The following is a 21,608-nucleotide window of genomic DNA, read 5'->3' on the forward strand; positions in this document are numbered from 1 at the left end:
ATTGGGTGTTAATTTAATAACGAGACGGGGCCTGATTATGCTACAAAGTAATGAATACTTTTCCGGGAAAGTGAAGTCTATTGGATTTACCAGCAGTAGCACCGGCCGGGCCAGCGTTGGTGTGATGGCGGAAGGGGAGTATACCTTTGGCACCGCCGACCCCGAAGAGATGACGGTTGTGAGCGGCGCGTTGAAGATACTGTTGCCGGGAACTGTCGAATGGAAAGTGTATACAGCCGGTGAGGTGTTTAACGTGCCTGGCCACAGCGAGTTTCATCTACAGGTTGCTGAGCCCACCTCGTATCTGTGCCGCTATTTGTAACGGTGAGTCCCCTCTCCGGCGGAGAGGGACCCTCTGGTTAGCGCTGCGCTTCGCCGCCTAATCCTTCCACCAGGCTTTGAATCAGCGCCGCCAGCTCGCCGGTCATCAGGATAAAGTCCGCGTCAAAACGTTGGGCAAAATCTTCCCGGTCGATATCTTCGTTCTGATCGCGCAGCTCGTCGCAGAATTTCAGACGCTTAATGGAGCCGTCGTCGCACATGACGAATTGAATACGCTGCTGCCAGTCGAGCGCCAGCTTCGTGACCACTTTACCCGCTTCAATATGAACGGCGATCTCGTCGCTGACCAGATCCTGCTTTTTCGCGCGGATCACGCCGCCATCTTCCAGCATCGCTTTCAATTCGGCTTCGTCCAGCAACTGGAAACCCTGAGCGACCGTACCGGAGCGCACCCACTCGGTGAGCGTCAGCTCAATCGGGTTTTCCAGCGCCAGCGGGACGACCGGCAGCGAGCCAAGACTTTTACGCAGTAGCGCCAAAGTATCTTCCGCTTTTTTCGCGCTGGCGCAGTCAACCATAATCAGGCCGTTAACGGTATCAATCCACATCATTGTCTGACTGAAGCGGCTAAACGCGCGCGGCAGCAACGAATGCAACACTTCATCCTTCAGGGAATCTTTTTCCGTCTTCTTCAGCTTGCGTCCCTGATCGGCTTCCAGTTTCTGGATTTTCGCCTCCAGAGCCTGTTTGATCACTGGCGATGGCAGGATTTTCTCTTCTTTGCGCGCGCAAATAATAATTTGGCCATTGGCGGTGTGCGTTAACGCATCGCTGTGAGAGCCCATCGGCGGAACCCAGCCCATTTTGACCATATCCTGGCTACCGCATGGGGTAAACGTCATTGAGGTGAGCTGTTTCTCCATCTCTTCGGCGCGTAATGTAATATCGCGGCTAAGACGGTAAACCATTAAATTTTTGAACCACAGCATGATAATTTCCACGGCCTTGTCGTTAAATCCAGACGGTATAGTAACGAATTGTCGGCAGGCTTGCATTGCCAATCAGAACGGTGAATTCTACCCTGTTGATATTCCCAAAAAATGAGGAGCGGTATGTGCGTATTGGTATCGATTTAGGCGGCACAAAAACGGAAGTCATTGCGCTTGATGATGCAGGAGAGCAGCGGTTTCGCCATCGTCTGCCTACGCCGCGGGAGGATTATCAGCAAACGATAGAAACCATCGCTACGCTGGTCGACATGGCGGAACAGGCGACCGGCCAGACCGGTAGCGTCGGCATTGGCATTCCCGGTTCTCTCTCGCCTTACACCGGCGTGGTAAAAAACGCTAACTCTACGTGGCTTAACGGCCAGCCGTTCGATAGCGATGTGAGCCGTCGTCTGAAGCGTGAAGTGCGGTTAGCCAACGATGCCAATTGCCTGGCGGTATCAGAGGCGGTGGATGGCGCGGCGGCGGGGGCGCAAACGGTATTTGCGGTGATTATCGGTACCGGGTGTGGTGCGGGCGTAGCGCTAAATGGCCGGGCGCACATCGGCAGCAACGGTACGGCAGGTGAATGGGGCCACAATCCGTTGCCGTGGATGGATGACGATGAGTTGCGTTACCGCGAAGAAATTCCCTGTTATTGCGGTAAACAAGGCTGTATCGAAACCTTTATTTCCGGTACGGGATTTGCCACGGATTACCAGCGTTTGAGCGGTAAAGCGCTAAAAGGCGATGAGATTATTCGTCTGGTCGACGCGCAGGACGCCGTGGCGGAACTGGCGTTAAGCCGTTATGAGCTGCGGCTGGCGAAAGCATTATCTCATGTCGTGAATATTCTGGATCCGGATGTCATTGTGCTGGGCGGTGGTATGAGCAATGTTGAGCGCCTGTACAAGACGGTTCCGTCGCTGATGAAATCGTTTGTTTTTGGCGGCGAGTGCGAGACGCCGGTACGTAAGGCGCGGCATGGCGATTCAAGCGGCGTGCGCGGCGCGGCCTGGCTGTGGCCGCTGGCGTAACGTTTCTAGCCGGATAGCGTCATCCGGCAACCGGCGTGACCGATGGCTGCTTGTGTTTTAGACGTCCGTATACCAGCAACGACGACATGGCGGAAAACGAGAGCAGGGCGGCGGGAAGCGCTACATAGTGGTACGCAAAACCTAGCGTCAGCATCAGCCCGCCGCACCAGGCGCCAATCGCGCTACCGAGATTAAAGGCGATTTGCCCTCCCGCCGCGCCCAGCAGTTCGCCGCCTTTGGCGTTTTGCAGCAGCAGGATTTGCAGCGGCGCAGAGAGCGCAAACAGACCAGCGCAGCAGATAAACGCGAAAGTCAGCGATGCTGTTTTGTATCCGCTGAAGAAAAAGAGCGCCATGAGAGAGAGCACGATAATGAGGTCAGTCACTACCGCGATGCGCAGTGGAGTATATCTGCCGGAGAGTTTGCCGCTTAACAGATTGCCTAACACCATCCCCAGCCCGACCAGCATCATAATAAACGTCATGCTCGTCTCCGAAAAACCGGAGATGTACATCATAAATGGCTTGATATAGCTGAACCAGGCAAAAACGCCCGCATTGCCGAACATCGTGGCGGCGAAAATGAGCCACGGCGCGGGGCTACGCAAGAAGTGGAACTGCTCGCGCAGGCTGCCTTGGGCTTTGTCGCGAATATCCGGCACCCAGAAGAAAATCGCGGTGAGCACGGCGATGTTGAAAACCGCGATCAATAAAAAGGTGTAGCGCCAGCTAAATTCCTGGCTCAGGTAAGTGCCGACCGGAATGCCCACCAGATTCGCCACCGTCATCCCTGAAACCATACCCGCGACGGCGGCGGTGACTTTCCCGGGGCGGATAATCTTTGACAGGACAATGGCGCCGACGCCAAAAAAGGCGCCGTGCGGAAAGCCGGAAACCAGTCTGCCGACGGCGAGCATCAGATATGACGAGGAAAAGGTAAATATGGCATTGCCCATCACGCACAGCGTTACCAGAAACAGCAGTATATGTTTAAGCGAAAAGCGGCTGGAAAAGAGCGCCATAACAGGCGCGCCCAGCACGACGCCGAAGGCGTAAAACGAGATCATATGCCCGGCGGCGGGAATCGTTATCCCGACATCGCGTGCCAGCTCCGTCAGCACGCCCATAATGCCAAACTCGGCCATCCCCAGTCCGAACGTACCCAGCGCCAAAGAAAAAATAACTTTTTTCATACCACCTGCCGAAAATAAAGGCGCATGTTGCGCGCTGTGGCTGTGAATTGTCACAGCCAATCAACGTATAGCTTGCGGATAAGCGCGAGGTAATACCATTCCTTATCCGTCTTTGTGTATTCATTATTATGCTATGTCATGACGGTATGCTGTGCGCAGGATGACACTCGCGTTACTCCACGGCAAACGCTTTGTCCAGTTTGCTATAACCAAGCCCATTGATTTTTTTCACTTTTATCTGCACGGGGATACGTTCTTTCATGGCTTCCACATGGCTAATCACACCGATGGTCTTCCCGCTGGCATTCAGCGCGTCGAGCGCATCCAGCGCGGCGTCCAGCGTTTCGCTATCAAGCGTGCCGAAGCCTTCGTCGAGGAACAAAGAATCAATGCGCGTTTTATGGCTGACCAAATCTGATAACGCCAGCGCCAGCGCCAGGCTGACCAGGAAACTTTCGCCGCCTGATAACGTTCGCGTATCGCGCACGGCGTCGGCCTGCCAGGTATCGACAACCTCCAGTTCCAGCGCGTCGCTGGCTTTGCGCTGCAATAAATAACGGCCATGCAGGCGGGTGAGCTGATGATTCGCCAGCCAGACCAGATTATCCAGCGTCAGTCCCTGGGCGAATTTGCGGAACTTATCACCTTCTTTAGAGCCGATCAGCGCATTGAGATAGCCCCAGTCTTCCACTTGCTGAGAGGCTTGCTTCATTTCCGCCATCAGCGCCCGTTGGCGCTGCCGATTATCTGCATCCTGTTTAATTTGCTGGCGGATTTCCCCCTGGCGTGTCGTGTTTTCACGCAGTTGTTGCGCCAACTGCGCCAGCCGCTGCGCGAGCTGCTCTGCCGTACACGTTGGGTCCAGACCGGCGGGCGGCTGTTGCTGATGGTCAGCCAGCGCCTGCGCGGACTGCGCGCTTAACGCCTTCGCTTGTTGTAGCTGACTTTCCAGCGTTTGTTGTTGTTTTTCCAGACGGGTCACGGTCTCTTCATCCAACAACGCCGCCAGGAACGTTGCCTGGCTGTCAAACGGGCTATTTTTTAACGCCGCATCAAAGTGCGCTATCGCCTCGGCGGCGCGCTGCTGTTCCTGCGTCGTCTGTTCCTGCAGGGTTTGCAACTGGCTTTGTAATGACACGCACTCATCATGCGCCTGCCGCCAGTTATCCAGCGGCACGTCGTCGTCGGAATCCGCGGTATCCGTTTGCGGTAGCGTCTCCAGCAACGGGGCAAGCCTGTCGATCTGCGTTTGCAAATCCGCGAACTCTGTCTGACGCTGTTGCCATATTTTCGCTTCGTCGGCGCGCTCATTCAGCCACGAAGCCTCGTTTTCTGGCGCAGGAAGGGAAAGCGTATACTGCGCCAAATCAGCCGTCAGCGAGGCCTGACGCTGCGCAATCTGCGCGGTAAAGCGCGCTACTTGTTCAGTATGCGCCGCGATTTGCGTTTGTAGAGCATGACGCTGGCTGAGCTGATCCAACTGTTGCTCATGCTCTTCCGCGGCGGTCAACCAGCCCGCGAGGTCTTCTTGCGGCTGGAGCTGAACGCCCAGCGTAGCGCACAGCGTTTGCCATTCCTCAGTAAGCGCTTGCTCCTCCTGCAACAACGACTGCGCCTCGCTTTCATCCCGCTGTAATTGTTGCGTTAAGGCATCTAACTGTCCTCGCAGCGCAGCGCCTTCTTCCGCCAGCGTTTTGACCTCTTTTTCCAGCGCGTCGCGGCGGGTTTGATTCGCGCTCAGCTCCAGCGCCTGATAGGCGGCGATGGCGGGGTGTGTCGTCGAGCCGCAAAGCGGACACGGCTGGCCGGACTGTAAGTGCGCCCGCTGGCTTTCCAGATCTTTGATGCGCGCCTCCTGCTCGCAAATAGTGCGAACGTCCGCAAGCTCCTGCGCTTTAGTCTTATAACTCAGGCGCTTATCCGCCAGACGTTGGGTGTATTGCGCCTGCTCCTGATGATGACGCGCGATAGCTGCCTGTAGCTGCGCCTGACGCTTTTGTTTCGGGACAATTTGCCCCTGAAGCGCGGCGAGACGATGGCGTAGCGGACGCTGTCGGGTATGCAATGCTCTGGCTTCCGCCAGCGCCTGTGGCGTGAGGTCGAGCGTGAGCGGCGGTAGCGCATCACGCTGACGCGTATCGCTCAGCAACTGCTGTTGCCATTGGCTCAGTTGCGCCCGGTCGTGGGATTGTTGTGTTAACAATGCTCGCCAACCCGCCAGTTCGCTGCGCCAGACGCGGATGCCGTCGTGTTCCGCCAGCCATGTCTTCAACCGCTGCCCTGTGGCGTTCAGTTGGGTGAATTGTCGATGCGCGCAGGCGCGGATACGCTGGCGCAGGCGATACGCACTTTGTAAGCGAGCATTCACTTCATCACTGTGTTGGCGAACACGCTCAACGGCGCGGGTTTGTTCCTGAATGCGCTCCCAATGCGGGCGCAACTGGCGAGCAGGTTGCGCCAGCGTCAGCGCCGCGAGCTGCGGCTGCGCTTTTTCTCGCGCCTCTTGCGCCGCGTACAGCGCCTGCTGCCGGGCGTGTAATTCAGTGTGGAGTTCGTTTTTTCGGGTCAGCCAGTGAAGGTGCTGCTGCTGTCCCTGCTGGCTGGCCAGCAGGCGTTTCTCTTCGTCAGTAAGCGCCTGCAAACTGGCTTCCAGTTGCTGTAACTGTTCGTCCGCCAATAGGGCGACGCCGCTGGCCTGCGCTTGTAGCTTTTCCAGTTCGAGACGGGCTGATTTATGTTTTTCAAATACCTGTGCGGAGATCTGCCCGTAAATCTCAGTGCCGGTGAGCTCCTCCAGAAGCTCTGCGCGCTCTTTCGCTTTGGCGTTAAGAAAGGCGGCGAACTGCCCCTGTGATAACAACATCGAACGGGTGAAGCGCCCGTAGTCCAGCCCGGTCAACGTGGCGATCATCTCCAGTTTATCCTTTACCTTATCGGCAAAGATCTTTCCGTCTGAACACCGCGCCAGCTCCACGCGTGGGGCCTGGAGATTGCCGTCAGGCTGATTTCGGGCTCGGTTCTGGCTCCAGAACGCGCGCCAGGCCTCGCCTTTTACCTCAAACTCCACTTCGGCCAGACATTCTGCCGTATCGCGCGTCATCAAATCGTTTTGCGACTGCGATACCGTATTCAGGCGCGGCGTTTCGTGGTACAACGCCAGGCAGATGGCGTCAAGTAAGGTGGTTTTTCCCGCGCCGGTCGGGCCGGTAATGGCGAATAACCCGTTACTGGCAAACGGTTCGGCGGTAAAATCGACCTTCCATTCTCCTTTCAGCGAGTTCAGGTTTTTCAGACGCAAACTGAGAATTTTCATGCCTCATGCTCCTCATTCAACGCGTAGAGCGTGCTGGAAAAGAGCTGATTCAGGCGCTCGCGCTGCGGGGGATCTAACGCTTCCAGCGCCAGACGCCGCGCAAAAACCTCCTCCACGCTAAGCTCGCTTAATGTTTCCCGCCGCTCGTTCGCCAGCGAGCGCTCGCGCTGTTCGCGGCTACGGCGCACCAGTAATACCTCTACGGGTAGCGACTCCGTTAGCGTCTGTATTCTGCGTTGGATATCGTGCAGATAATCATCGGTGGTGATTTCAATATCCAGCCAGACGGGGGGCGATTGCTCAACGCCGCGCCACTGCTCAAGCTGTTCGGTAATTGACGCCAGGTCGCCTTTTAAAACCGCCAACGGTTGAGTCACGGGGACAGCCAGACTTTCGGTACTTTGCCATTTCCCCTGCTCGAAGGTCACCAGATGCACGCATTTGCTTTTGCCGCACTCATCAAAGCTGAGGGCGATGGGTGAGCCGCAATAGCGGATATGCTCTGTGCCGCCGACACATTGCGCGCGGTGAATGTGTCCCAATGCGATATAATCCGCTGGGGGGAAATGCTGCGCCGGAAAGGCATCCAGCGTACCGATATAAATGTCGCGAACCGCATCGCTTTTGCTGGCGCCGACGGTGGTTAAATGCCCCGTCGCGATAACCGGCAGCTTTCGTTCGCCGCGTAGCTGGCACGCTTCCCGATATTGCTGTTGATAATAATCGGCAATCGCATGAAGAAGTTGCTGCTGTTTCTCGCTGCCGGATAATCCCGCCTGACTGGTAAGAATGTCGCGCGGGCGCAAAAAGGGAATGGGGCACAGTACGGCGCCTGGAGAACCGTCGCGACGATGAAGTAGCTGCGGCGCATAGCCCGCGCTGGCGATCACGGTTGTATTGAGAAACGCCAGAATGTCGCGTGACTCGTTTAGTGTGGCGACGGAATCATGATTACCGGCCAGCACCACCAGATGACAGCCCGTTTGCTGTAAATTAACGACGAAACGGTTATAAAGTTCTCGGGCATAGCTTGGCGGCGAACCGGTATCAAAAATATCGCCAGCGACAATAATGGCATCCACCTGATGGGCCTGCGCGGTCTCCAGCAGCCAGTCCAGAAAAGCCTGATGCTCCGCGGCGCGGCTTTTACTGTAGAAATTTTGTCCCAGATGCCAGTCAGAGGTGTGGAGGATGCGCATAATTGTTCCATGCAAAAAAAGCGTGAACGGGATTATACACGCCATCCCCTCCATTTTTGGGCGCAATTTACCGCCGGTACACGGTAATGCACGGTTTCACCGGTGTCATAAATCATCAACATGCTGTCAAGGCCGCCTTTTTTTTCATAAATCTGTCATAAATCTGACGCATAATGGCGCGGCATTGATAACTAACGACTAACAGGGCAAATTATGGCGAGACGTATTCTGGTCGTAGAAGATGAGGCGCCGATCCGTGAAATGGTGTGCTTCGTGCTCGAACAAAATGGCTTTCAGCCCGTAGAAGCCGAAGATTATGACAGTGCGGTGAATAAACTTAATGAACCCTGGCCGGATCTCATCCTTCTTGACTGGATGTTGCCCGGCGGGTCAGGGTTACAGTTTATTAAACATCTCAAACGTGAAGCCATGACCCGGGATATTCCTGTGGTTATGCTGACCGCGAGAGGTGAGGAAGAAGATCGCGTGCGCGGGCTGGAAACCGGCGCTGACGATTACATTACCAAGCCGTTTTCCCCCAAGGAGTTGGTGGCGCGCATTAAAGCCGTTATGCGGCGTATTTCGCCGATGGCGGTCGAAGAGGTGATCGAGATGCAGGGACTGAGCCTTGATCCTGGATCTCACCGCGTGATGACCGGCGACAGCCCGCTGGATATGGGGCCGACCGAATTTAAATTACTCCATTTCTTTATGACGCACCCGGAACGGGTTTACAGCCGCGAACAGCTACTCAATCATGTCTGGGGCACCAATGTGTACGTTGAAGACCGGACGGTCGACGTGCATATTCGCCGTTTGCGTAAGGCGCTGGAGCACAGCGGCCACGACCGGATGGTGCAAACGGTACGCGGGACAGGGTATCGTTTTTCGACCCGCTTTTAATGCCTTTTCCGCCAGTAGAACACAGGTTTCTGGCGGGGAAGGCTTTCCATTCTTGAGGGAGTATGACGCGTGCTGGAACGGCTGTCATGGAAAAGGCTGGTGCTGGAGCTGGTGCTCTGTTGCATCCCCGCGCTTATCCTTAGCGCTTTTTTTGGTTATCTGCCGTGGTTTTTACTGGCGGCGGTGACGGGACTGCTTGTCTGGCATTTCTGGAATTTATTACGCCTCTCCTGGTGGCTTTGGGTCGACAGAAGTATGACGCCGCCGCCGGGACGGGGAAGTTGGGAACCGCTGTTATACGGTTTACACCAGATGCAGTTGCGAAATAAGAAGCGTCGCCGCGAGCTGGGGAACCTGATTAAACGTTTTCGCAGCGGCGCGGAGTCGCTGCCTGATGCCGTGGTACTGACCACAGAAGAGGGCGGTATTTTTTGGTGTAACGGTTTGGCGCAACAGATACTGGGGCTACGCTGGCCGGATGACAACGGGCAGAATATTCTCAATCTACTGCGTTATCCGGAGTTTACCCAGTATTTAAAAACGCGTGATTTCACCCGTCCGCTTCATTTGGTGCTCAATACCGGGCGGCATCTGGAGATCCGCGTCATGCCTTATACCGATAAACAACTCCTGATGGTGGCGCGCGATGTGACGCAAATGCATCAGCTTGAAGGCGCCAGACGTAACTTTTTCGCCAACGTTAGCCATGAGTTGCGTACGCCCTTGACGGTATTGCAAGGCTATCTGGAAATGATGCAGGAACAGGCGCTGGAGGGGGCGACGCGAGAGAAAGCGCTGCATACGATGCGCGAGCAAACGTATCGTATGGAAGGGCTGGTAAAACAACTGCTTACGCTGTCTAAAATTGAGGCGGCCCCGGCGCTGTTATTAAATGAAAAAGTGGATGTACCGATGATGCTGCGGGTCGTGGAGCGTGAAGCGCAGACGCTCAGCCAGCAGAAACATACCTTTACGTTTGAGGTCGACGATAGTCTTAGCGTTCTGGGCAATGAAGAGCAGCTACGTAGCGCGATCTCAAACCTGGTGTATAACGCAGTAAACCATACGCCGGCGGGAACGCATATTACGGTGAGCTGGCGACGTGCCGCGCATGGCGCTGAATTTTGCATTCAAGATAACGGTCCGGGGATTGCTGCCGAGCATATTCCTCGTCTGACCGAACGCTTCTACCGCGTCGATAAAGCGCGTTCGCGGCAAACGGGCGGCAGCGGCCTGGGATTGGCGATTGTGAAACATGCGTTGAATCACCATGAAAGCCGCCTTGAAATCGACAGTTCGCCTGGCAAAGGAACGCGATTTAGCTTTGTGCTGCCGGAACGTTTAATTGCCAAAAATAGCGATTAATTGCCTTTCGTAAGTATAACTTTCCATAAGCCAGCGGATGCTGGCTTATTTTCTTTGCAGTTAAGACGGGCTCGTTGAAACATTCAACGTTTGGTGATTTTTTGTTCGCATGATTAGCCATAACTTTTTCATGAGAATGGTGTTTTATTCTGGTTGTAAATTTCATATCGCTATATTCATCTGGTTTTTAGATCCCACCTTGCTTTAAAACGTTATAAGCGTTTAAATTGCGCTTCAGGTGCTGTCATTACGACTGCATTTGCGCGGTAAATCGAAAAACAATTCTTCGCCGCATCGGTCCGGGAGCTTTTCCCGCTGAAATTGATAAAAAACGCCGCTTTATAATCCTCCGGGAAAGGCAAAAATTTTAATGTTTACAACATCACCATCCACAGGCAGTAAGACTTTATGACCCATCAGTTAAAATCGCGCGATATCATCGCCCTGGGCTTTATGACATTTGCGCTGTTCGTTGGCGCAGGCAATATTATCTTTCCTCCTATGGTCGGTTTGCAGGCGGGTGAACACGTCTGGACAGCCGCTATTGGCTTTCTGATTACCGCCGTGGGGCTACCGGTTCTTACTGTTGTGGCGCTGGCGAAAGTCGGCGGCGGGGTAGACAGCCTCAGTACGCCGATTGGTAAAGTGGCGGGACTCCTGCTGGCGACCGTTTGCTATCTGGCCGTCGGGCCGTTATTTGCGACGCCGCGTACCGCGACGGTGTCGTTTGAAGTCGGTATCGCTCCGTTGACCGGCGATTCTGCAATGCCGTTGCTGATTTACAGCGTGGTCTATTTCGCTATCGTTATTCTGGTTTCCCTCTATCCGGGTAAGCTGCTGGATACGGTGGGGAATTTCCTGGCGCCGTTGAAAATTATTGCGCTGGTCATCCTTTCCGTCGCGGCTATCGTTTGGCCTGCCGGTCCAATCAGCAACGCCCTGGACGCTTATCAGAATGCGGCCTTTTCTAACGGATTTGTGAACGGCTATCTGACGATGGATACGCTGGGCGCGATGGTGTTTGGTATCGTTATTGTGAACGCGGCGCGTTCTCGCGGCGTGACCGAAGCGCGCCTGTTGACGCGTTACACGGTCTGGGCCGGCCTGATGGCGGGCGTGGGGCTGACGCTGCTTTACCTTGCCTTGTTCCGCTTAGGTTCTGACAGCGCGACGCTGGTCGATCAGTCAGCGAACGGCGCGGCGATTCTTCATGCCTACGTTCAGCATACCTTTGGCGGCGCGGGAAGCTTCCTGCTGGCGGCGCTGATCTTTATCGCGTGTCTGGTGACGGCGGTGGGGCTGACCTGCGCCTGCGCTGAGTTTTTCGCGCAGTATATTCCGCTGTCTTACCGCACGCTGGTTTTTATTCTCGGCGGCTTCTCTATGGTGGTGTCAAACCTCGGACTGAGCCATCTGATTCAAATCTCCATTCCGGTGCTGACGGCTATCTATCCGCCGTGTATCGCACTGGTTGTATTAAGTTTTACCCGCTCATGGTGGCATAATTCCACCCGCATCATCGCGCCGGCCATGTTTATCAGTCTGCTTTTTGGTATCCTTGACGGCATCAAAGCATCTGCCTTTGGCGATATGCTGCCAGCCTGGAGTCAGCGTTTGCCGCTGGCGGAACAGGGACTGGCGTGGTTGATGCCAACGGTGGTGATGGTGATCCTGGCGATTATCTGGGATCGCGCGGCGGGTCGGCAGGTGACCTCCAGCGCTCACTAAAATCGCTGACATATGTGTACACCACGGGGCTTAACGCCCCGTGGTTTTTTATTGTGTTGATAGGTCAGAAATTGATGGAAAGCAATAATAAGCTAAAGCGTGGGCTGAGCACCCGGCACATTCGCTTTATGGCATTAGGTTCGGCAATCGGCACCGGCCTGTTTTACGGCTCGGCGGACGCCATCAAAATGGCGGGGCCGAGCGTGCTGTTGGCCTATATTATTGGCGGGGTCGCGGCATATATCATTATGCGCGCATTGGGGGAAATGTCCGTTCACAACCCTGCCGCCAGCTCATTTTCGCGCTATGCGCAGGAAAACCTCGGCCCGCTTGCGGGCTATATTACCGGCTGGACCTACTGTTTTGAGATCCTGATCGTCGCCATTGCCGACGTGACCGCGTTCGGCATTTATATGGGGGTCTGGTTCCCCGCCGTGCCGCACTGGATTTGGGTGCTTAGCGTGGTGCTGATCATTTGCGCCATCAACCTGATGAGCGTCAAGGTGTTCGGCGAGCTGGAGTTTTGGTTCTCCTTCTTCAAAGTCGCCACCATTATTATCATGATTGTCGCGGGTATCGGCATCATTGTGTGGGGAATTGGCAACGGCGGGCAGCCCACCGGCATTCATAACCTGTGGAGCAACGGCGGCTTCTTCAGCAATGGCTGGCTGGGAATGATCATGTCGCTGCAAATGGTGATGTTCGCTTACGGCGGGATTGAGATTATCGGTATCACCGCCGGGGAAGCGAAAGACCCGGAGAAATCCATTCCGCGCGCCATTAACTCAGTACCGATGCGTATCCTGGTATTTTATGTCGGCACGCTGTTCGTCATTATGTCTATCTATCCGTGGAATCAGGTCGGCACAAACGGCAGCCCATTTGTGCTGACGTTCCAGCATATGGGGATTACCTTCGCCGCCAGCATTCTGAACTTTGTGGTATTGACCGCCTCGCTTTCCGCTATCAACTCCGATGTGTTTGGCGTAGGCCGTATGCTGCATGGTATGGCGGAGCAGGGGAGCGCGCCGAAAGTCTTTGCCAAAACGTCACGCCGTGGTATTCCGTGGGTCACTGTGCTGGTGATGACGATTGCGCTGCTGTTTGCGGTTTACCTGAACTACATCATGCCGGAAAACGTCTTCCTGGTGATTGCCTCGCTGGCGACGTTTGCGACGGTATGGGTATGGATTATGATCCTGCTGTCGCAAATCGCCTTCCGCCGTCGTTTACCGCCGGAAGAGGTAAAAGCGCTGAAGTTTAAGGTGCCGGGCGGTGTCGTAACGACGATAGCTGGGCTGATTTTCCTGGTCTTCATTATTGCGCTTATCGGCTACCATCCGGATACCCGCATCTCACTGTATGTGGGCTTCGCCTGGATAGTTCTGCTGTTGATTGGCTGGATATTTAAACGCCGTCGCGACCGTCAATTGGCGCAGGCGTAGTCGTTTTTCTCTGCCTTATCCGGTCTGCAGGCAACGGCAGGCCGGATAAGCGGAGCCGCTTCTCCTCCTGGAGTCTCCTCCCCTAATAAACCCCTGGATGATGAGTTATCCTTTAAATCTCTATGGCAAGGTGGCCCCATTTTCAGTAGAGGGGATACGAGATGTTGAATGCCTGGCACTTACCGGTTGCCCCATTTGTGAAGCAACATAACGACAAATTAACCATTACGCTGTGGCTGAGCGGAGAAAATCCGCCGTCTCGCGTGACGTTGCGCTCAGAATTCGATAATGAAGAAATCTCACTGGCGATGCGCAAACAGCGCCGCCAGCCGCAGCCGGGCGTGACGGCGTGGCGAGCGACGCTCAATATCGCGTTAGGGCAACCCCGTCGCCGTTACAGCTTTAAATTGCTTTGGCATGATCGCCAGCTTTGGTTTACGCCGCAGGGATTTAGCCGTTTTCCGCCTGCGCGTCTGGAACAATTTGCCGTTGATGCGCCGGATAGCGGCCCGCAGTGGGTCGCCGATCAAATTTTTTATCAGATCTTCCCGGATCGTTTTGCCCGCAGCGCGACGCGTGAAGCCGATCAGGACCGGGTGTACTACCATCATGCCGCAGGTCAGGAGATTGTGCTGCGCGACTGGGACGATCCTTTAACCCCCCAGGCGGGCGGTTCCACCTTTTACGGCGGCTGTCTGAATGGCATTTGTGAGAAGCTGCCGTATCTGAAAAAACTGGGCGCCACAGCGCTATATCTGAATCCGGTATTTACCGCGCCGAGCGTCCATAAGTACGACACGGAAGATTATCGCCATGTCGATCCGCAATTTGGCGGCGATCGGGCGCTGCTACGCCTGCGGCGTGAAACCCAGGCGCAGAGCATGAGGCTGGTGCTGGATGGCGTGTTTAATCATAGCGGCGACTCGCATGCGTGGTTTGACAGGCATAACCGCAGCACTGGCGGCGCGTGCCATCACCCGGACTCGCCGTGGCGCGACTGGTACTCCTTTTCACCACAAGGCGTGGCGCTGGACTGGCTGGGTTATCCGAGCCTGCCGAAACTCGATTATCAATCAGAAACGCTGGTGGATGAGATCTATCGCGGTGAGGACAGTATCGTTCGTCACTGGCTAAAGGCTCCGTGGAATATGGACGGCTGGCGGCTGGATGTCGTACATATGCTGGGCGAGGCGGGCGGGGCGCGCCATAATTTGCAGCACGTTGCCGGCATTACCCGGGCGGCAAAAGAGGCGCAGCCTGAAGCCTATATTGTGGGGGAACATTTCGGCGATGCGCGGCAGTGGCTACAGGCCGATGCGGAAGATGCCGCCATGAATTATCGCGGCTTCACCTTCCCGCTGTGGGGATTTCTCGCCAATACTGATATCGCTTACGAACCACAGCATATCGATGCCCGGACCTGTATCGCGTGGATGGATAACTACCGCGCCGGGCTGTCACATCAGCAACAACTGCGTATGTTTAATCAACTCGACAGCCATGATACTGCGCGCTTTAAAACTCTGCTGGGTAAAGACGCGGCGCGCCTGCCGCTGGCGGTGGTCTGGCTGTTTACCTGGCCCGGCGTGCCATGTATTTATTACGGTGATGAAGTCGGCGTGGACGGCGCAAATGACCCCATGTGCCGCAAACCGTTCCCGTGGGATGAACGCAAGCAGGACGGCAACTTGCTGGCGCTGTACCAGCGTATGGCGAAACTGCGTCAGCGCAGCCTGGCGCTGCGTCGTGGCGGATGCCAGGCGCTGTATGCCGAAGGTGACGTAGTGGTATTCGTGCGGGTTTATCAGCAGCAGCGGGCGCTGGTGGCGATTAACCGGGGCGAAGCCTGTGAAGTGGCGCTGGAAGCGTTGCCGTTGCTGAACGTGGCCGGATGGCAATGTAAAACGGGAAGCGGTGACATCCGCGAGGGAAGACTTAGTTTACCCGCGATTTCCGCGACGGTATGGATGAATCGTTGAGGTGAGGTGGTTCGTAATACCTCACGCATAAAAAAGGCTCGCATTCGCGAGCCTTTTATCAATGCACTGACTTACAGGCTGGAAATGTTCTCAGCCAGGTATTTAGCCACGCCGTCCGGAGAGGCGTTCATGCCTTCTTTGCCTTTTTCCCACTGCGCCGGGCAGACATCGCCGTGCTCTTCGTGGAACTGCAGCGCGTCGACCATACGCAGCATTTCGTCGATGTTACGACCCAGCGGCAGATCGTTTACGACCTGGTGGCGAACAATACCGTTAGCGTCAATCAGGAAGGAGCCGCGCAGCGCAACGCCTTCGTCCGGATGTTCGATACCGTAAGCTTTCTGAATTTCACGCTTCACGTCAGCAACCATTGCGTATTTCACCGGGCCAATGCCGCCTTTATCGACAGGGGTGTTACGCCATGCGTTGTGGACGAACTCAGAGTCGAAAGAAACGCCGACCACTTCAACGCCGCGCTTCTGGAATTCTTCATAACGTTTATCGAAGGCGATCAGCTCAGACGGGCAAACAAAAGTGAAGTCCATCGGCCAGAAGAACAGAACGGTTGTTTTACCATTGGTGTGCTGTTTGAAGTTGAATTTATCAACAATCTCACCGCTACCCAGTACCGCCGCAGCGGTGAAATCCGGGGCCTGACGAGTAACCAGTACCATAATAATTCTCCTGCAATATTAAGGGTTTTAGAACGCAACGCGGGCAGTATAGGGAGGGCGAAGCGACAAAACAATGCGGTCTTGACAATCAATGAGACAGCTTTTGCCTATCGATCGGTTCATTATAAATCGTAATGATGACCCCTTTATGACAGCGAACCATCTTTCTGCCAACGGCGGATCTGACGCACGCCCTCGCTATCAGGCCGTCACAGCGCTTTGCGGGCGGCCTGTGCCATCATACGCGGATAAAAATGCCAGAAGCGCTCTTCTAACGCGTCGTAGTGCGCGTCCAGATCGTACCAGGAATCACGCAAGGCATCCAGCCGGGGACGGCGATTCGCCATGCCATTCAGCACGTTTTGAATGAAATCCATATCGCGATACCGCTCTAACCATTTTTCTGACCAAAGATAATCATTCAGGTTGACAAAGCGCGGCGGGGAGTCGGGCAGAATCGTCGCGACCTGCGCATGGGCGTAGCCGACAAACGCCTGAAGTGGAAAATCAGGAGAGATTTGCGTCCAGTGGCGCGATAAAAAATGATCCCACATGACGTCCAGCGTAATGGGCGCCACGCGCCGCGTTTCATGGCGGAACCACTCTCGCGCCTCACGAACTTCCGGCAGGTTGTCGGTCATGACGTCAATACGCCGATGCATATAAATACCCTCTACCACGTCAGGAGGATAATGTGTTGCCGGGTTACCGCGGACAAAATCGGCCAGCAGATTACCGGAAAGCGAGCTGTCGGCAAGGTGCGCCAGATGCAGGTGAGCAAGAAAATTCATTATTGATTCTCTGTCCAAAAAGCGGGTAACGGTTGCAGCGGGAACGCCCCGGCACTAGACTACCCGCCTCTTATTTTAGTCTGAGTCAGAGTCATGCGCGTTACCGATTTTTCCTTTGAACTACCCGAATCCCTGATTGCCCACTACCCACAGCCGGAACGCAGTCGCTGCCGTTTGCTGTCATTAGAGGGGCCGACGGGCGCGCTGACGCACGGTACTTTCACCGATCTGCTCGATAAGCTCAACCCTGGCGATTTGCTGGTCTTCAATAATACCCGCGTGATCCCGGCGCGGCTCTTTGGCCGTAAAGCCAGCGGCGGCAAGATAGAAGTGCTGGTCGAACGTATGCTCGATGATAAACGCATCCTGGCGCATATTCGCGCTTCTAAAGCGCCAAAACCGGGCACGGAACTGCTACTGGGCGACGACGAAAGTATTCACGCGACCATGACTGCGCGTCACGGCGCTCTGTTTGAAGTTGAGTTTAATGACCCGCGTCCGGTGCTGGATATTCTCAACGCCATCGGCCATATGCCGTTGCCGCCGTACATCGACCGTCCGGACGAGGACGCCGACCGCGAACTGTACCAGACGGTCTACAGTGAAAAACCGGGCGCCGTCGCCGCGCCGACCGCCGGGCTGCACTTTGATGAGCCGCTGCTGGCGGCGCTTCGTGAGAAAGGTGTCGAAATGGCGTTTGTTACGCTACACGTAGGCGCGGGCACTTTCCAGCCAGTGCGTGTCGATACCATTGAAGATCACATCATGCACTCCGAATATGCTGAGGTGCCGCAAGAGGTGGTCGACGCGGTGCTGGCGGCGAAAGCGCGCGGCAACCGCGTGATTGCGGTCGGCACCACCTCGGTACGCTCGCTGGAAAGCGCGGCGCAGGCGGCAAAAAGCGATTTGATTGAGCCATTCTTCGGCGATACGCAAATCTTTATTTATCCAGGTTATCAATACAAAGTGATTGATGCGCTGATCACCAACTTCCATCTGCCGGAATCGACGTTGATTATGCTGGTTTCCGCATTTGCCGGTTATCAACACACCATGAATGCCTATAAGACTGCGGTAGAACAAAAATATCGCTTTTTTAGCTACGGGGACGCGATGTTTATCACGTACAATCCGCAGGCTATTTTTGAGCGTCCGTAAGAAGGCTATCTCACTTGCCATTTTGACGCCGGGCAGTGCTCGCCATCCTCACGTACTGCGTGTACGCTCCGGTGGCTGTGCGCTGGCCGACCCCAAACTGGCTGCGCCGATGACGCCTTCGGGAATTTATTAGCTATGGAATCATTCCGTAGCGAGTCGTTAAACGTCGGACTGTTTTTCTGACGCAGGAGTGATAATGAAATTTGAGTTAGATACCACCGATGGTCGCGCGCGTCGCGGTCGTCTGGTGTTTGATCGTGGCGTAGTGGAAACGCCTGCTTTTATGCCTGTGGGTACTTACGGTACGGTAAAAGGCATGACGCCGGAAGAAGTGGAAGCGACCGGCGCGCAGATTATTCTCGGCAACACTTTCCACCTGTGGCTGCGCCCGGGTCAGGAAATCATGAAGCTGCATGGCGATCTGCACGATTTTATGCAGTGGAAAGGGCCGATTCTCACCGATTCCGGCGGCTTCCAGGTTTTCAGCCTCGGCGATATTCGTAAGATTACCGAGCAAGGTGTGCACTTCCGTAACCCGATCAACGGCGATCCGATTTTCCTCGATCCGGAAAAGTCGATGGAGATCCAGTACGATCTCGGTTCCGATATCGTGATGATCTTTGATGAATGTACGCCGTATCCGGCAGACTGGGACTATGCTAAACGCTCGATGGAGATGTCGTTGCGTTGGGCGAAGCGTAGCCGCGACCGTTTTGATAGCCTTGGCAATAAGAATGCGCTTTTTGGCATCATTCAGGGCAGCGTTTACGAAGATTTACGCGATATCTCGGTGAAAGGTCTGGTAGAGATTGGCTTTGATGGCTACGCTGTCGGCGGTTTGGCTGTCGGTGAGCCGAAAGCAGATATGCACCGCATTCTGGAGCACGTTTGCCCGCAGATCCCGGCTGACAAACCGCGTTACCTGATGGGCGTGGGTAAACCGGAAGATCTGGTGGAAGGGGTGCGTCGCGGTATTGATATGTTTGACTGTGTCATGCCAACGCGAAATGCCCGTAATGGTCATCTGTTTGTGACCGACGGCGTGGTGAAGATTCGTAATGCAAAGCATAAGAGCGACACCAGCCCGCTTGACGCCGAGTGCGATTGCTACACTTGTCGCAATTATTCACGCGCTTACTTGCATCATCTCGACCGTTGCAACGAAATATTAGGCGCGCGTCTCAATACCATTCATAACTTGCGTTACTACCAGCGTTTGATGGCGGGTTTACGCAAGGCTATTGAAGAGGGTAAATTAGAGAGCTTCGTAACCGAGTTTTACCAACGTCAGGGGCGACCCGTTCCACCTTTGAACGTTGATTAATTTTAATAATGAGGGAATTTGAATGAGCTTTTTTATTTCTGATGCGGTAGCGGCAACAGGTGCTCCGGCGCAGGGCAGCCCGATGTCTCTGATTTTAATGCTGGTGGTGTTTGGTCTGATTTTCTATTTCATGATCCTGCGCCCGCAGCAGAAGCGCACCAAAGAGCACAAAAAGCTGATGGACTCCATTGCGAAAGGTGATGAAGTTCTGACGAATGGCGGTCTGGTCGGTCGAGTGACCAAAGTAGCGGAAGCCGGCTACATTGCCATCGCGCTGAATGACACCACGGAAGTGGTTATCAAACGTGACTTCGTAGCTGCCGTTCTGCCGAAAGGCACCATGAAGGCGCTGTAATATTTCGTTTTCCCAAAGGGAACTGCCGTGTTAAACCGTTATCCTTTGTGGAAGTACATCATGCTGGTCGTCGTGATTATCGTCGGCCTGCTTTACGCACTTCCCAACCTGTATGGTGAGGATCCGGCTGTTCAAATCACTGGCGTGCGCGGCGTCGCCGCCAGTGAGCAAACGCTGATCCAGGTCCAGAAAACGTTACAAGAAGAAAAAATTCCCGCTAAGTCTGTGGCACTGGAAGAGGGCGCTATTCTTGCGCGCTTCGACACCACCGATACCCAGCTACGCGCCCGTGAAGCGCTGATGAGCGTGCTGGGGGATAAATATGTCGTGGCGCTTAACCTTGCGCCGGCTACGCCGCGCTGGTTGGCGGCTATTCACGCCGATCCGATGAAGCTCGGTCTTGATCTGCGCGGCGGCGTTCACTTCCTGATGGAAGTGGATATGGATACCGCGTTAGGTAAACTCCAGGAACAAAATATCGATAGCCTGCGCAGCGATCTGCGTGAAAAAGGCATTCCTTATACCACCGTTCGTAAAGAAAATAATTATGGGCTGAGCATCACGTTCCGTGACAGCAAAGCGCGTGATGAGGCGATCGCCTATCTGACGCCGCGTCATCGTGACCTGGTGATTTCCAGCCAGAGCGGCAATCAACTTCGCGCGGTAATGACCGATGCGCGCCTGAGCGAAGCGCGTGAATACGCCGTTCAGCAGAACATTAATATTCTGCGTAACCGTGTTAACCAACTGGGCGTCGCGGAGCCTGTCGTACAGCGTCAGGGCGCAGACCGTATTGTGGTTGAGCTGCCGGGTATCCAGGATACCGCTCGTGCGAAAGAAATTCTCGGCGCGACCGCGACGCTGGAATTCCGTCTGGTGAATACCAACGTTGACCAGGCCGCTGCTGCTGCCGGGCGCGTACCGGGTGATTCCGAAGTGAAACAGACCCGCGAAGGTCAGCCGGTGGTATTGTACAAACGCGTGATCCTCACCGGCGACCATATCACCGACTCGACGTCCAGCCAGGATGAATATAACCAACCGCAGGTTAACATCTCGCTGGATAGCGCAGGCGGCAATATCATGTCTAACTTCACTAAGGACAATATCGGCAAACCGATGGCGACCCTGTTTGTGGAGTATAAAGACAGCGGTAAGAAAGACGCTAACGGTCGCGCCGTACTGGTGAAACAGGAAGAGGTGATTAACATTGCCAACATCCAGTCTCGGCTGGGTAACAGCTTCCGTATTACCGGTATCAGCAACCCGAACGAAGCGCGTCAGCTCTCGTTGTTGCTGCGTGCGGGCGCCCTAATTGCGCCGATTCAGATCGTTGAAGAGCGCACCATTGGCCCGACTTTGGGTATGCAAAATATTAAGCAGGGCCTGGAAGCCTGTCTGGCCGGTCTGGTGGTCTCCATCCTGTTCATGATCTTCTTCTATAAGAAGTTTGGTCTGATTGCGACCAGCGCGTTAGTGGCTAACCTGGTGTTGATTGTCGGTATCATGTCGCTGTTGCCGGGGGCAACGCTCAGTATGCCGGGGATTGCGGGTATCGTGTTAACCCTTGCGGTGGCGGTCGACGCCAACGTTCTGATTAACGAACGTATCAAAGAAGAGTTGAGTAATGGCCGCACGGTACAGCAGGCGATAAACGAAGGCTATGCCGGCGCGTTCAGTTCCATCTTCGATGCGAACATCACGACGCTGATTAAAGTCATCATTCTGTATGCTGTCGGTACCGGGGCAATTAAAGGGTTCGCGATTACGACCGGTATCGGTGTGGCGACGTCGATGTTTACCGCGATTATCGGTACGCGTGCTATCGTAAACCTGCTATATGGCGGCAAGCGCGTCACTAAGCTGTCAATCTGAGG

The 21,608-nt window shown here is 54.9% G+C and carries 17 protein-coding genes; 11 read left to right on the plus strand and 6 right to left on the minus strand.

The window, feature by feature from the left end; genetic code table 11:
• The first annotated feature begins 37 nt into the window (after positions 1-37).
• Positions 38-322 carry a pyrimidine/purine nucleoside phosphorylase gene (gene ppnP, locus J4645_RS00740; RefSeq protein ID WP_023214877.1) on the plus strand — a complete coding sequence of 95 codons (285 nt, stop codon included), beginning with the start codon at positions 38-40 and terminating at the stop codon, positions 320-322.
• A 37-nt stretch (positions 323-359) separates the two neighbouring features.
• Here the strand turns inward: ppnP and rdgC are convergent, their stop codons facing one another.
• Positions 360-1,271, minus strand: a complete 912-nt coding sequence (rdgC, locus tag J4645_RS00745; protein WP_023214878.1) for a recombination-associated protein RdgC — start codon at positions 1,269-1,271, stop codon at positions 360-362.
• A 125-nt stretch (positions 1,272-1,396) separates the two neighbouring features.
• Here rdgC and mak point away from each other — a divergent pair, with 125 nt between their 5' ends.
• On the plus strand, positions 1,397-2,305 hold the full coding sequence (gene mak / locus J4645_RS00750; RefSeq protein ID WP_023214879.1) for a fructokinase: 909 nt from the start codon (positions 1,397-1,399) through the stop codon (positions 2,303-2,305).
• Between the two features lie 19 nt (positions 2,306-2,324).
• Here mak and araJ read toward each other — a convergent pair whose 3' ends face one another.
• The 3 genes from araJ to sbcD form a co-directional block, all read right to left on the minus strand.
• Entirely contained in the window at positions 2,325-3,497 is a 1,173-nt protein-coding gene (gene araJ, locus J4645_RS00755) for an MFS transporter AraJ (RefSeq protein ID WP_000755629.1), read from the minus strand.
• Between the two features lie 172 nt (positions 3,498-3,669).
• A complete protein-coding gene (sbcC, locus tag J4645_RS00760) occupies positions 3,670-6,810 on the minus strand; it encodes an exonuclease subunit SbcC (RefSeq protein ID WP_001662147.1) in 3,141 nt (1,046 codons plus the stop codon).
• Positions 6,807-8,009 (minus strand): exonuclease subunit SbcD, encoded by a 1,203-nt coding sequence (sbcD, locus tag J4645_RS00765; RefSeq protein ID WP_001221249.1) that lies wholly within the window; start codon positions 8,007-8,009, stop codon positions 6,807-6,809. Before sbcD ends, sbcC begins: the two co-directional genes overlap by 4 nt.
• Positions 8,010-8,222: 213 nt before the next feature.
• Here sbcD and phoB point away from each other — a divergent pair, with 213 nt between their 5' ends.
• From phoB to malZ, 5 genes are all read left to right on the plus strand, one after another.
• A complete protein-coding gene (gene phoB, locus J4645_RS00770; protein WP_000113921.1) occupies positions 8,223-8,912 on the plus strand; it encodes a phosphate response regulator transcription factor PhoB in 690 nt (229 codons plus the stop codon).
• 69 nt (positions 8,913-8,981) lie between these two features.
• The gene (gene phoR, locus J4645_RS00775) at positions 8,982-10,277 is read left to right on the plus strand and encodes a phosphate regulon sensor histidine kinase PhoR (protein ID WP_000893642.1); all 1,296 of its coding nucleotides are present in this window, start codon (positions 8,982-8,984) and stop codon (positions 10,275-10,277) included.
• 408 nt (positions 10,278-10,685) lie between these two features.
• Positions 10,686-12,005 carry a branched-chain amino acid transporter carrier protein BrnQ gene (gene brnQ / locus J4645_RS00780; protein WP_000149625.1) on the plus strand — a complete coding sequence of 440 codons (1,320 nt, stop codon included), beginning with the start codon at positions 10,686-10,688 and terminating at the stop codon, positions 12,003-12,005.
• A gap of 74 nt (positions 12,006-12,079) precedes the next feature.
• The gene (gene proY, locus J4645_RS00785; protein WP_001555879.1) at positions 12,080-13,450 is read left to right on the plus strand and encodes a proline-specific permease ProY; all 1,371 of its coding nucleotides are present in this window, start codon (positions 12,080-12,082) and stop codon (positions 13,448-13,450) included.
• 161 nt (positions 13,451-13,611) lie between these two features.
• Entirely contained in the window at positions 13,612-15,429 is a 1,818-nt protein-coding gene (gene malZ / locus J4645_RS00790; protein ID WP_023214880.1) for a maltodextrin glucosidase, read from the plus strand.
• A gap of 71 nt (positions 15,430-15,500) precedes the next feature.
• Here the strand turns inward: malZ and J4645_RS00795 are convergent, their stop codons facing one another.
• Together J4645_RS00795 and acpH are read right to left on the minus strand one after the other, a co-directional pair.
• Positions 15,501-16,103, minus strand: a complete 603-nt coding sequence (locus J4645_RS00795) for a peroxiredoxin (RefSeq protein WP_000244731.1) — start codon at positions 16,101-16,103, stop codon at positions 15,501-15,503.
• Between the two features lie 209 nt (positions 16,104-16,312).
• Positions 16,313-16,894 (minus strand): ACP phosphodiesterase, encoded by a 582-nt coding sequence (gene acpH / locus J4645_RS00800; RefSeq protein ID WP_001009858.1) that lies wholly within the window; start codon positions 16,892-16,894, stop codon positions 16,313-16,315.
• Positions 16,895-16,987: 93 nt separating this feature from the next.
• Here acpH and queA point away from each other — a divergent pair, with 93 nt between their 5' ends.
• The 4 genes from queA to secD all read left to right on the plus strand — a co-directional run bounded on the left by queA (position 16,988) and on the right by secD (position 21,606).
• On the plus strand, positions 16,988-18,052 hold the full coding sequence (gene queA, locus J4645_RS00805) for a tRNA preQ1(34) S-adenosylmethionine ribosyltransferase-isomerase QueA (protein ID WP_001266529.1): 1,065 nt from the start codon (positions 16,988-16,990) through the stop codon (positions 18,050-18,052).
• A gap of 196 nt (positions 18,053-18,248) precedes the next feature.
• Complete coding sequence (gene tgt / locus J4645_RS00810) at positions 18,249-19,376, plus strand: tRNA guanosine(34) transglycosylase Tgt (protein WP_000667305.1); 1,128 nt, start codon at positions 18,249-18,251, stop codon at positions 19,374-19,376.
• Between the two features lie 22 nt (positions 19,377-19,398).
• Positions 19,399-19,731 carry a preprotein translocase subunit YajC gene (gene yajC / locus J4645_RS00815; RefSeq protein WP_000007628.1) on the plus strand — a complete coding sequence of 111 codons (333 nt, stop codon included), beginning with the start codon at positions 19,399-19,401 and terminating at the stop codon, positions 19,729-19,731.
• 27 nt (positions 19,732-19,758) lie between these two features.
• Positions 19,759-21,606, plus strand: a complete 1,848-nt coding sequence (gene secD, locus J4645_RS00820; protein ID WP_000934811.1) for a protein translocase subunit SecD — start codon at positions 19,759-19,761, stop codon at positions 21,604-21,606.
• The last annotated feature ends 2 nt before the right edge of the window (positions 21,607-21,608 follow it).

Source organism: Salmonella sp. 32082101201600294FB01SM01 (assembly GCF_017572865.1).
GTDB classification, from domain to species: Bacteria; Pseudomonadota; Gammaproteobacteria; order Enterobacterales; family Enterobacteriaceae; genus Salmonella; species Salmonella enterica.